The sequence below is a fragment of the Ochrobactrum sp. EDr1-4 genome, assembly GCF_049199085.1.
GTDB lineage: Bacteria > Pseudomonadota > Alphaproteobacteria > Rhizobiales > Rhizobiaceae > Brucella.
Map to the genome: position 1 here is coordinate 1 of NZ_JBLZOF010000020.1, position 12,060 is coordinate 12,060.

The following is a 12,060-nucleotide window of genomic DNA, read 5'->3' on the forward strand; positions in this document are numbered from 1 at the left end:
TCAGTACGGACAGCGGTCGGATGAATGGATGCGGGTTCCATAAATTGCTCCTCCTGAGCGAGTGTTTTGATGCAACCTCACTCTGCCAGAGCGACGGCCGCTGTTCACTCCTCATGGGATCTAAAGCGACGAGAAGAACTGCCGATACCACCTTTGAAACCAAAACATGTCATTCCAGTTCCGGCCCCGAAATTGCCCTGCGCAAAGCTGCTGCTGGCGTTTTGCAAAGCGAGACGTGCATGCTCTTCAGTAATAGCCATCGCCTGAATGTCGTTGAACGGTCCATCATTGCATTCAAGCACGACAGGATTGACAGTCGCAGTCGTGCGGCCAATATCCGGATTGGCCTTAATCGCCTCGCGAATAAGCGCATTAGCGCAGGTACCGACGCCAAAAGTATTGGTGAGCAGGATAGGGGTTTCGACATTCCCCAATTCCTCAACCTGCATTAGGCCAAGGCTTTTGCCAAAGCCATTAATAACATCGGCCGCGCCAAGAACTTTCTGGCGATAAAGATTGCCTGAATGCGGCAGGATCGCCGTGACGCCAGTATTTATACCGCCGTCGCATAAAGTGTGGTGCCCAACGAGTACGCCTGGAACATCGGTGATCGCATTTTGCTCACCTGTTGGCATCGTGCCGCAAACAATACCAAAATCCCGCGCCGTTAGACTCATATCGATGCCTCTTTGTTCAACACTAGAGGTCATAAACGCTTTTCGACTGAGAAGAAACCACTCCCAGGCGTGACGAAAAAACCACAACGATAGCTACTTATGCTCAATTTAAGCAAAAGTATTGGCCGGTTTGGTTTTCCTGTGTTGACACCTGCCTATTAGAGGCGCAGCAAATGCGACGTTAAGAAGTTTCGGCCGAACAAGGGGATCTACGCGGCATGAAAATTACTATCGAACAAACGTTGGATCAGGCTGGAACCGGCCCTTTCCAGCGCAATCTTCTCGGCGTATTTGGCTTGGTCTGGGCCGCGGATGCTATGCAGGTTTTAGCTGTGGGCTTCACCGCGGCATCGATCGCCCTGACGTTTGGCCTCACTGTCCCGCAAGCCTTACAGACGGGAACACTCTTCTTTTTAGGTATGCTGATTGGTGCCGCAGCTTTCGGCAGACTGGCAGACAAATATGGCCGCCGTCGCGTGTTGCTCATCACGGTGAGTTGTGACGCGGTTTTCGGTTTGCTTTCGGCTTTCTCGCCTAATTTCGCAATTCTGCTCGGCCTTCGCTTTCTCACAGGTATTGCCGTCGGTGGCACATTGCCGGTCGACTATGCAATGATGGCCGAATTTCTCCCTTCCAAAAATCGCGGACGTTGGCTCGTGATGCTAGAGGGCTTTTGGGCCGTGGGGACGGTCATTATTGCTCTGGCTGCATGGGCTGCAAGCCTTGCCGGCGTTGCTGATGCGTGGCGCTATATCTTCGTGGTTACCGCTGCTCCAGCTTTGATTGGTATCTGGTTACGTTTCTGGGTTCCTGAATCGCCGATGCACCTGCTTAAATCCGGGCAGGAAAAAGAAGCAAAAGCGGTTATGAACCGCGTCCTGCGCAAGAATGGCAAGCCGGAGCTGCCTCCAAAGGCGACACTTGAAGCACCACTTCTTGTGACCAACGAAAAGCTGCTGTCGCCAAACCTGCGTCAGCGCACGCTGACAACACTTGCGATCTGGTTCCTTGTGTCGGTGTCCTATTACGGCATCTTCACATGGATACCAGCGAAGCTGGCCGGCGATGGCTTTGGTTTCGTGCGGGGATATGGTTTCTTGGTTATCGTCGCTTTGGCACAGTTGCCGGGATATGCGCTCGCAGCTTATGGCGTGGAAGCATGGGGGCGTCGTAAGACACTCATCACCTTCCTGTTCATCAGTGCGGCTTCGTGTGTATTGTTTACGGTGGCGGGAAACTCGGTTCTCGTTGGTGCTTCGATCCTCATCATGAGCTTTGCTTTGCTTGGCACATGGGGCGCACTTTATGCTCTCACACCTGAATTGTTCCCAACTGCGTTGCGCGCAAGCGGAATGGGCGCTGCGGGTGCAATGGCACGTCTCGGTGGATTGTTGGCACCGTCAGCGCTCGCTCTTGTTATCAGCCAAAGTTTCATTATAGCTGTTGCAATGTTTGCGGGGCTTCTGGCGTTGGCAGGCGTGATTGCGTTTTTCATCAATGTTGAAACGCGTGATAAAGCACTAACGTGATAAACAACAACCCGGACCTCACAACTGAGGTCCGGGGATCCACTATATTAGTTTAATATATTAGGTATTATATACATATTATTGTTTTTATTAGTTTTTTATAAAAATTAATTACATTTCCTAAAGGTAAGATTATAGCGATTTCGACCAAGTTGCGGATACTCTCCATCCTTCAATGGCAGAATGCCATGATAGAAGAGTCGGGACGGTCCACCCCAAACGACCACATCGCCGTGGTGCAGCACGAATTTGCGCACCGGATCACTGCGCTGCAATCCGCCGAATTGAAATGTCGCGGGCAGTCCAAGCGACACAGAAACAATCGGATTTTTGAAGTCCTTCTCGTCCTTATCCTGATGCAAAGACATTTTGGCGCCGGGTTCATACCGATTGATGAGACAGGCATCCGGTAAGAAATCAGGATAACCGGCTTCGTCCGCAGCACTCTCTGCTAGATCGCGAAATGCCTTGGGCATTGAAGGCCATGGCTTTTCCGTTTCAGGATCAACGGCGCTGTAACGATAGCCCTTTCGGTCCGTCACCCAGCCAAAAGACCCGCAATTGGTCATAGCGACTGACATGCGAAATCCGCCCGGCGTCGTCATATTCCGAAAAGGTGCATCATTCTCAACGTATTGAATGGCGTTGAGAATCTCGTCTTCGTTTGCGAGCGCAAGTCCCCGCAAAAGAACGGCGCCTTCGGCAAGAATTTCTCGAGTTTCGAGCTGGGAAAACAGATCAATCATAAGATCACTCTAACACGAAGCCGCACAAGAACGTCCCGAAAACTGCTTTCATATTATCGCCTCTCTTGACAGAGTTGAAGACTCGTAACATGTAAAGTTACATGAAAAAAAATAGCAAACTTTCGGGCGTCCTCCACGTCCTCCTTCACATGGCTGAGTATAAAAAGCCTGTGACCTCCGAAGTCCTCGCAAAAGCGATGGGCACCAATCCCGTTGTCGTGCGTCGCGTCATGAGTGGTCTGCGAGAGCAGGGCTATGTGCGCTCCGAAAAAGGCCATGGCGGCGGATGGGAGATCGCTTGCGATCTGAGCAAAGTCACGCTGCATGACATTTACAACGCCATCGGCAAACCGTCGCTGCTTGCAATGAGCAATCGCACAGAAATGCCGGGTTGCCTCGTCGAGCAGGCCGTCAACGCATCGCTCAACAAGGCGTTCAGCGATGCAGAAGAGCTTTTATTGAAACGCTTTGGCGAAGTGACACTCGCCATGTTGAGCGCGGATTTTCATCAGCGCGCGATAGAACGCGGCGCAACTTTCGACTTGGAGACAGCCCATGACGCATCATGACGTGATTATTATCGGTGGCAGCTTTGCCGGACTTTCGGCGGCGACCTATGTGGCGCGCGGCAGACGCTCGGTTCGCGTGATCGATGCAGGCAAGCCACGCAACCGCTTTGCCGAACATTCACATGGTTTCTTCGCTCAGGACGGAAGCAGCCCGGCAGCGATGCTCGAAACGGCAAAAGAGCAGGTTAAAGCCTATCCGGCTGTAAGAGTAACAGAGGGTAAGGCCATCAACGGGACCGGACAGATTGATGACTTCTCGATCGTTTTGGATACAGGCGAAGTCGTCAGTGGGCGCAGACTGATATTTGCCTTCGGCATTTCTGACGTTTTGCCAGATTTATCGGGGTTGGCTGAACGCTGGGGCAAATCGGTTATTCATTGCCCTTATTGCCATGGCTACGAGTACAGCGACAAAAAACTCGGCGTGTTGAACCTTTCTCCAATGTCGTCTCATCAAGCCATGCTTATCTCCGAATGGGGACCGACCACATTCTATCTGAATGGCGGTGAAGAGCCTGATGCTGCAACGTTGGCAGAACTCGAAAAGCGTGGCGTCATTATTGAAGCAAAACCAGTCGCAGGCATAAGAGGCGAGGGAACATCCATCTCCGAGATCGAACTTGCTGACGGTCGCCTGTTGCAAGCTGACGCATTATTCATTGGACCATCCAACCGCCTAAACAGCCCGCTAGCTGGGCAATTCGGCTGCACATTAGAAGACATGCCGCTTGGAAAAGCCATCAAAACGGATGAGATGAAAGCGACACGCATACAGGGTATATATGCCGCTGGCGACATATCAAGGGGCGCACATAGTGTTGCATGGTCCGTTGCGGATGGTGTTTCCGCGGGCGTTTCTGCCCATCGGTCTTTGGTATTTTAGATCTCTATCACTTTATAAGAAAACGGGGACAAAGCCCCGTTTTTGTTTAATTTAGTCGTTTGTACCAAACCGCTCTTCGCTCAGAGCTGCGGCCATGAGGGCCTTCGTATAATCCTCGCGGGGATTATCGAAAACCTGTTCTGTGTCGCCCTGTTCGACGATCTTTCCGTTCTTCATAACAATAACATAGTCGGACACGGCGCGTACCACCGCCATGTCGTGACTGATAAAGAGATAGGAAAGCCCGTGTTCCTTCTGCAGATCACGCAAGAGCGTAACGATCTGCTTTTGCACAGAGCGATCCAGAGCACTGGTCGGCTCATCAAGCACGATCACCTTTGGTTTCAGGATCATCGTGCGTGCGATGGCGATACGCTGGCGCTGGCCACCGGAAAACTCGTGCGGGTAACGATTGCGCATTGCCGGATCCATGCCGACTTCACGCAGCGCTTCCTGTGCGCGACGATCCCGTTCCTTTGCCGAAAGGTTCGGCTCATGGATAAGCAGACCTTCGGTTATGATCCGGCCCACAGTCATACGTGGGCTGAGGGAACCGAAAGGGTCCTGAAACACGAGCTGCAACTCGCGGCGTTTAGGTCGCATGGCTTGTGGGTCTGTCGGCAGCTCTTTACCGAGATAGGCAACACGGCCCTCGGAAGGGAGCAGCCGCAGGATAGCTCGTCCAAGTGTGGATTTGCCTGATCCTGATTCACCAACAATCCCAATCGTCTGACCTTCCTTCAATGTCAGCGAAACATCGTTAACCGCTGTCATATAGGTCGGAGCACCAATCCACGGCTTGTTGATAAGGAAGTTGACCTTCACATTATCAGCACGGATCAATACAGGTGATTCAGCTGAAGGCGATGCCTTTTCACCCTCCGGTTCTGCATCAAGCAGCATTTTCGTGTAAGGATGTGTAGGCGCTGTGAAAAGCTCTTCCGTTTGATTGGTTTCCACAACTTCACCCGAGCGCATCACATAGACCCGGTCAGCAAAGCGGCGGACGATACCAAGATCGTGGGTGATGAAAACGACTGCCATACCTAGCCGCTGCTGCAGATCAGCCAACAGATCGAGAATCTGCGCTTGAATGGTGACGTCGAGCGCTGTTGTCGGCTCATCCGCAATCAGAATATCGGGCTGATTAGCAAGTGCCATGGCGATCATGACGCGCTGGCGCTGACCTCCCGATAGCTCATAAGGGTAGCTATCGATGCGGCGTTCCGGTTCAGGAATACCGACTAGCTTCAGCAATTCCAGAATACGTGGTCGCGCCTGTTTCTTGCTCATGCCGCCGTGATAACGCAAGGGTTCTGCCAACTGATCACCAATCCGATAAAGCGGATCAAGCGATGTCATTGGCTCCTGAAAGATCATAGTGATCTTTGCACCACGGATTTTGTTGAGCGCCTTATCAGACATGCCGATCAAGTCTTGGCCGCGATACAGCGCCTGACCTGTCGCTTTACCGTTTTGTGCGAGCAATCCCATCATCGCCATGGTGGTCTGGCTTTTGCCAGAACCGGATTCACCAACAATCGCGATGGTTTCTCCGGCTTTTACATCGAGATTGATGCCGCGTACCGCTTCAACGGGACCATCATGTGTATCGAAAGTTACACGCAGATCGCGAACGCTTAGAATGTTTTCTTTTGTCATCTCAGCGATCCTTCGGGTCAAGGCTGTCGCGCAAGCCGTCACCAAGGAAGTTCAGCGCAAACAGAATGATAGTGAGGGTTGCGGCAGGCCAGATCAGGAGCCAGCTTGCGCCGCGCATGTTCTGCGCACCTTCCGAGATAAGAAGACCAAGCGAGGTGAGGGGATCTTGCACGCCGAGGCCCAAAAAGGACAATAGACTTTCAAGCAGAATAGCCTTTGGCACAAGAAGTGTGACGAAGACGATCACTGGCCCCAGTGCATTCGGAATAATATGACGCGTGATGATGCCACGTCGTGTTGCGCCCAATGCTTCGGCTGCCTGTACAAATTCTTGCCTTTTAAGGCTCAATGTCTGGCCACGCACAATACGCGCCATATCCAGCCATTCCGTTGCACCAATGGCAATGAAAATGATGAATATCGACCTCCCGAAGAAGACGAGCATTAATATGACGAAGAAGATGAAGGGCAAGGAATAGAGGATATCCACCAGACGCATCATCACATTATCAACGCGACCGCCAAGATAGCCAGAAATTGCCCCATAGCCGACACCAAGCATCAGTGCCATTGCGGAAGCCAGAAGACCAATTGACAGCGAAATGCGAACACCGATAAAAATGCGTGTCAGCAGATCACGACCAAGATTATCGGTGCCAAGAACGAAATAATTACGTGCAACATTTAATGTCAGCTTGCCGGAAAGCCCATCGGCTGCAAGTTCGATCTGTGGATTGCTAAACAGGTCTGAACGCTGGAAGTAGCGCAACACGCGCTCATCAGTCGGTCGTTGGGCCGTAAAATCAACAACAATGCTATTTCCGTTCAGTTCCGGTTCTGCGGTTGATTGAAGCCTTGCACGCGCCAATTCGCGATCAAGACCGGGCATAATCGTATCCGCACGTGGATAGGCTTCAAGGCTCGGTGCAACACGCACAAATTGCGGATAGATCTTGTCGTATGGGTGTGGGCTAACCATTGGCCCAAAAATGCCAGCCAATGCCAAAACAACAAGCACAATTGCGCTTGTGACAGCGGCCTTGTTCTTGCGAAGGCGAAGCCATGCATCCTGCCAGAGCGAGCGGCTTTGGACGGAACCGAGCTTTTCAGTTTCTACTGCTGCGGTAAAATCAGTCATAGCGAACCCTCGGATCAAGCCATGCATAAAGAAGATCGACGATCAGGTTAAACACCACGACAAAGATCGAGATGACGACGACCGTACCCATGACAAGGGTATAGTCGCGGCTCAAAGCACCCTGCACGAAATAACGGCCAATACCGGGAATGCCGAAGATCGTTTCAACCACAACCGAGCCGGTGAGCAAGCCCGCAGCAGTCGGTCCGAGATAAGAAACAGCTGGTAGCATTGCCGCGCGCAAAGCATGTACGCCGACAACGACGCGTGCTGGCAAGCCGTAAGCGCGAGCGGTACGAACGTGATTTGCACGCAAAGCTTCAATGGTTGCACCGCGCACCAAACGCGCGATAACGCCAACTTGAGGTAAAGCCAAAGTCAAAACTGGCAATATCCAGTAAAGCACGTTGGCCGACGACCAGCCGCCAGCCGGAACCCAACCGAGGATTACGCCAAACAAGAGGCTGAGTAGGGGAGCAACGACGAAATTTGGAGTGGTAATGCCGAATGTAGCCACTGCTACAACGAAATAATCAACAGATGAATTCTGTCTGAGTGCCGCCATTGTACCCAAAATGGTACCAAGAACAGTGGCTAGTGCCAGACCAAGGGAACCGAGCATGATGGATACTGGCAAACCCGATGCAAACAGATCGTTGACGGTAAAGTCACGGCGCGTAAAGCTGGGGCCGAGATCACCCTGCACAAGATTGCCCAAGTAAATAAGATACTGCTGCCAGAGCGGCGCATCCATATTATAGGCCTTTTTAAGGTTTTCTAGAATGAGCGGATCAATAGGACGCTCAAGATCGAAAGGACCACCGGGAGCCAGCCGTATAAGAAAGAATGTCAAAGTGACTATTATAAAGATCGTGGGTATTGCACTACCCAATCGTCGGAGCGTGTAGCCCAGCATTTCTATCATCCTCCATTGCTGAACCACGCTTATGTGGTCCAGCAAATCCCGTTATGTATATTGTATTGTTTTAGCCTTTTATCGATAGCCAGCGCGTGGCGTGAGAGTTCATAAGATTATCGTCGTAGCCTTTGACCTTATCGGCAACGAGTGCCGTCGAAGAATAGTAGAGCAGGGGAACGACTGCGCCGTCTTGCAGCAGATTTTTCTCTGCTTCAGCAAGTAATTTAGCTCTCTCACCCAGATCTGTGGTGATTTGTGACTTTGCCATCAGCGCATCGTAATTCTTTTGTGACCATTGCGCATAATTGAAATAACTGTCGGTCGTATACAAAGACAGGAACGAGTTTGGATCGTTATAATCACCAATCCAACCGTCACGGGCGATATCAAACATGCCTTTCTGCTCGAGATAGTTGAAATAAGTTGTGCCATCGACCTCATCAAGCGAGGCTTTTATGCCAATGTCTTTAAGCATATCGGAAATGGCCGCCATCGTGTTCTTGTGATTTTCAGATGTGCCATATCTCAGAACGATTGAAAGACTACCAGGCGCAACACCCGCTTCTTTCAGAAGCTCTTTGGCTTTGTCTTCGCGGTCGAGGACATCCTGACCGGCAAAACTAAACTTCGGTGGCTCTGCAACGTAATTATGAATACCGGGTGGAACCATGGAACTGGCTGGCAACATGGTTCCGCGCCATACTTCCTGTGCTAGAAAATCGCGGTCAATCGTCATTGAAATGGCCTGACGAACGCGTGAATCGCGCAGCTTGCTGTCCGGCTCGCCTCTGATGTCTATGTAATAAATGCCGAGCTGAGGCGCTTGACGGAATTCTTTTCCCAGCTTTTCCTTCACATAATCCATCTGTCCAGCAGCAACTTCAGTACAGATATCAATCTCTTTAGCCTCGAAGCGACGCATACAGCTCGAACGTTCCTGAAACGGTATCCAGTTCACCTGATCAATCTGAACATTTCCAGCATCCCAGTAATAGGGATTCTTTTTCATGACGATCTTGTCGTTGGGGTTGAAGCTTACAAGCTGGTAGGCACCATTGCTGATCATATGTCCGGGCTGTGTAAACTTTGATCCAAACTCTTTGACCGCCTTCGGGTTGACCGGATAAGCTGTGTTATGCGTGAGCAGTTCGATGAAATACGGAGTAGGTCTGCTAAGCGTAATGCGCAGCGTCTGATCATCAAGCGCCTTTACGCCCAGCTCATCGACAGGCATCTTACTCGTCGCTATCTGTTCCGCGTTTTTGATTGCAAAAAGAATACTGGCATAACCTGCGGCGGTTTCCGGATTCATCAGACGTTTAAAAGAGAACTCAAAGTCACCGGCTGTTACTGGATCTCCATTCGACCATTTCGCATTTTCACGCATATGAAATGTATAGACCAAACCATCTGGCGATATTTCCCATGATGTGGCGGCACCGGGAATGGGTTGGCCTTTACTATCCTGCGCGACCAGTCCTTCATACAGGTCTTTCAGGACACGATCTTCTTGGATAGTTGTAGTAAGCTGCTGATCCAGCGTCGAAGGGTCAATGTCATTGCCACGATTGAGAACAATCGCAGCGGATGAGGTCGAGCAAAGCATAGTTAGGCAAAGGCTTGATAACAAAAATCTACGCACCATTGAAAACTCCTATATAATTTAAAAATAAACTACCCCGCAAAAAGCAGAGCTTCCCGGTTCGCTTCTTGAACAGAACACTTCTTTAAAACAGCAGTGCCCAATTCAGACCTGCTTTTCAGGCTTTTAAAAAACACAGAAACAACCGGAAAAGTTAGGGCTGCGCCCAGAGGCGCAGCCCAAGCCGAAAATTATTGTTTGAGAGATAGCCAGCGGGTTTTGTGGCTGTCCATAAGATTGTCGTTCCAGCCATCGACCTTTTCGGAAACAAGGGCGCGGGAGGAATAATAGAGAATTGGAATATTGCTCATATCATCAAGCTTGAGCTGCTCCGCTTCGGCAAGAACCTTTGCACGCGCATCAAGATCAAGGATCTTTGCAGCTTCAGCCATCTTCGCATCATATTCCGGGTTCTTTACCTTGGAATAATTAAAGCTGACATCGCTCTGCGCAATATAAAGGAAGTTCTGTGGATCGTTGTAGTCGCCGATCCAACCCGCACGTGCAATATCAAACGGACCATCTTCGCGCAGGAAGTTAAAATACGTCGCGCCTTCGGTTTCGTTCAATGACGCTTTGACACCGATGTTGCCGAGTTGGTCAGCGATAGCTGCCATCGTGTTCTTATTGTTTTCAGATGTGTTGTAAAGCAACTCAATCGAAAGCGTATTCGGTTCAACACCCGCTTCTTTCAAAAGCTCCTTGGCTTTGTCTTCCCGATCCAGCATGTCGTCGGAATAGTCGAGCTTAGGTGCATCTTTCACGTAATGGTTGATGCCAGGAGGAACCAGTGAATACCCCGGAAGCATCGTGCCCTGCCAAACCTGATCGGCAATGAAGTCCCGATCAATGGCCATCGAAATTGCTTGGCGAACGCGCGGGTCTTTTAGCTTGCTGTCAGCAGTCTTGCCTTTGACTGGCAAATAATAAACGCCAAGATAAGGTGCCATACGGAATTCGTTGGCAAGGTTCTTCTTTACATAATCCATCTGTTCGGCTGGAACGTCCGAGCAGACCTGAACTTCTTTGGCCTCAAAACGGCGCATACAGCTCGCACGATCTTCAAAAGGAATCCAGTTGATGGTGTCGATCTTCACCTGATCCGCTTCATAATAATTTGGATTCTTCTTCATGACGATCTTGTCATTCGGCGTGAAACTGACGAGTTCGTAAGCACCGTTTGTTACGAGCTTACCGGGCGTCGTGAACTTATCGCCATTTTCCTCAACGCTCTTTTTATGCAGCGGGAATCCGGTCTGATGGGTCAAGAGCTCTAGGAAATATGGAGCAGGGGAGTTCAGCGTCACTTTTAGCGTATGATCATCGACAGCTTCAACACCCAGCTCATCGACCGGCTTTTTGCCAGCGGCAACATCTTCAGCATTCTGAATAACAAACAACATGCTCGCATAGCCAGCAGCCGTTTTAGGGTCCATCAAGCGGTGGAAAGCGAAACTGAAATCGTCCGCTGTGACAGGATCGCCATTTGACCATTTCGCATCGTCACGCAGATGGAATGTGTAAGTCAGACCATCGTCGGAAATATCCCAAGACTTCGCAACACCTGGTACTGCTTCGCCATCAGCGTTCTGAATTGTCAGGCCATCGTAGAGATCACGAAGAACGTTTCCCTCTGACACCGTCGATGTACGATGATGGTCAAGCGTCGCGGGATCGGTATCATTGCCCCGGTTGAGAACAACTTCTGCTGACGCTGCTCCCATTAGCGCCACAAGACACACACCTGTCAGTAAAGTTTTACGAAACACTAAGTACCCCTCCTTGGTAATTTTCGAAATGAGTCATATCTTATGGATAAGATTCAAGCTTGCAAGGAAAGATAGTAAGCCCCTGATATAGTTAGGCTAATTAAATGGTTGTCGTCAAAGCCAATTTCTTGGGGTGGGTACGCTTCACGCGAAATTGCCCGTGCACTTGAGCAGATCATACATAGAAAATCCGAGTATTTCGGGAGTTTAGGAGTTATCAAGCACACCTTGCTGCGTTACATCATACGATTCGGGAGCATAGATTGTGCTTGAGGAATTGCTTCGGCTCGATACGATGTAAATTATCTGCGTCGTCTTAACCAAAAATTGCGCACCACCACAACATCATAACAGCAAAACAGTTCCATAATCTATCTTATGCGACCGAAATTTATAACGGGGGTGGGTTCTAGTTTGAAGTGCGACTTGCAAATGATAACAATGAGTTATCGAATGCAAGGAACCTGTCATGGACCGCACCTATTCGCATATTGATCTGGATGAACGCCGCAAAATAGCGCGCTGG

General features: G+C 50.3%; 9 protein-coding genes and 1 pseudogene. 3 read left to right on the top strand and 7 right to left on the bottom strand.

The annotated features are described in order from the left end of the window. Positions 1-122 precede the first annotated feature (122 nt). A pseudogene (locus ACOZHT_RS24195) lies at positions 123-677 on the bottom strand (P1 family peptidase); the annotation flags it as partial. A 218-nt stretch (positions 678-895) separates the two neighbouring features. On the opposite strand from ACOZHT_RS24195, the gene ACOZHT_RS24200 reads away from it, so the two are divergent. Next, positions 896-2,206 (top strand): MFS transporter, encoded by a 1,311-nt coding sequence (locus ACOZHT_RS24200; RefSeq protein WP_339515080.1) that lies wholly within the window; start codon positions 896-898, stop codon positions 2,204-2,206. A 107-nt stretch (positions 2,207-2,313) separates the two neighbouring features. On the opposite strand, the gene alkB is transcribed toward ACOZHT_RS24200, so the two are convergent. Continuing rightward, a complete protein-coding gene (gene alkB, locus ACOZHT_RS24205) occupies positions 2,314-2,952 on the bottom strand; it encodes a DNA oxidative demethylase AlkB (protein WP_421567083.1) in 639 nt (212 codons plus the stop codon). Between the two features lie 101 nt (positions 2,953-3,053). On the opposite strand from alkB, the gene ACOZHT_RS24210 reads away from it, so the two are divergent. After that, on the top strand, positions 3,054-3,521 hold the full coding sequence (locus ACOZHT_RS24210) for an Rrf2 family transcriptional regulator (RefSeq protein ID WP_421567085.1): 468 nt from the start codon (positions 3,054-3,056) through the stop codon (positions 3,519-3,521). Next, the gene (locus tag ACOZHT_RS24215; protein ID WP_421567087.1) at positions 3,508-4,404 is read left to right on the top strand and encodes an NAD(P)/FAD-dependent oxidoreductase; all 897 of its coding nucleotides are present in this window, start codon (positions 3,508-3,510) and stop codon (positions 4,402-4,404) included. Before ACOZHT_RS24210 ends, ACOZHT_RS24215 begins: the two co-directional genes overlap by 14 nt. A 51-nt stretch (positions 4,405-4,455) precedes the next feature. Here the strand turns inward: ACOZHT_RS24215 and ACOZHT_RS24220 are convergent, their stop codons facing one another. The 5 genes from ACOZHT_RS24220 to ACOZHT_RS24240 form a co-directional block, all read right to left on the bottom strand. Beyond that, positions 4,456-6,066 (bottom strand): ABC transporter ATP-binding protein, encoded by a 1,611-nt coding sequence (locus ACOZHT_RS24220; RefSeq protein WP_421567089.1) that lies wholly within the window; start codon positions 6,064-6,066, stop codon positions 4,456-4,458. Between the two features lies 1 nt (position 6,067). After that, complete coding sequence (locus ACOZHT_RS24225; RefSeq protein ID WP_339515090.1) at positions 6,068-7,204, bottom strand: ABC transporter permease; 1,137 nt, start codon at positions 7,202-7,204, stop codon at positions 6,068-6,070. Then, positions 7,197-8,120 carry an ABC transporter permease subunit gene (locus tag ACOZHT_RS24230; RefSeq protein ID WP_310011904.1) on the bottom strand — a complete coding sequence of 308 codons (924 nt, stop codon included), beginning with the start codon at positions 8,118-8,120 and terminating at the stop codon, positions 7,197-7,199. Before ACOZHT_RS24230 ends, ACOZHT_RS24225 begins: the two co-directional genes overlap by 8 nt. A gap of 70 nt (positions 8,121-8,190) precedes the next feature. Then, positions 8,191-9,768, bottom strand: coding sequence for a peptide ABC transporter substrate-binding protein (locus ACOZHT_RS24235; RefSeq protein WP_421567092.1), 1,578 nt, complete (start codon positions 9,766-9,768; stop codon positions 8,191-8,193). A gap of 188 nt (positions 9,769-9,956) precedes the next feature. Next, entirely contained in the window at positions 9,957-11,534 is a 1,578-nt protein-coding gene (locus tag ACOZHT_RS24240) for a peptide ABC transporter substrate-binding protein (RefSeq protein WP_421567094.1), read from the bottom strand. Positions 11,535-12,060 lie beyond the last annotated feature (526 nt).

What these genes read in the sequence shown, in the direction of transcription:
- ACOZHT_RS24200 (WP_339515080.1), top strand. Translation starts at nt 896, where the DNA reads ATGAAAATTACTATCGAACAAACGTTGGATCAGGCTGGAACCGGCCCT.
- alkB (WP_421567083.1), bottom strand. Translation starts at nt 2,952, where the DNA reads ATGATTGATCTGTTTTCCCAGCTCGAAACTCGAGAAATTCTTGCCGAA.
- ACOZHT_RS24210 (WP_421567085.1), top strand. Translation starts at nt 3,054, where the DNA reads ATGAAAAAAAATAGCAAACTTTCGGGCGTCCTCCACGTCCTCCTTCAC.
- ACOZHT_RS24215 (WP_421567087.1), top strand. Translation starts at nt 3,508, where the DNA reads ATGACGCATCATGACGTGATTATTATCGGTGGCAGCTTTGCCGGACTT.
- ACOZHT_RS24220 (WP_421567089.1), bottom strand. Translation starts at nt 6,066, where the DNA reads ATGACAAAAGAAAACATTCTAAGCGTTCGCGATCTGCGTGTAACTTTC.
- ACOZHT_RS24225 (WP_339515090.1), bottom strand. Translation starts at nt 7,204, where the DNA reads ATGACTGATTTTACCGCAGCAGTAGAAACTGAAAAGCTCGGTTCCGTC.
- ACOZHT_RS24230 (WP_310011904.1), bottom strand. Translation starts at nt 8,120, where the DNA reads ATGCTGGGCTACACGCTCCGACGATTGGGTAGTGCAATACCCACGATC.
- ACOZHT_RS24235 (WP_421567092.1), bottom strand. Translation starts at nt 9,768, where the DNA reads ATGGTGCGTAGATTTTTGTTATCAAGCCTTTGCCTAACTATGCTTTGC.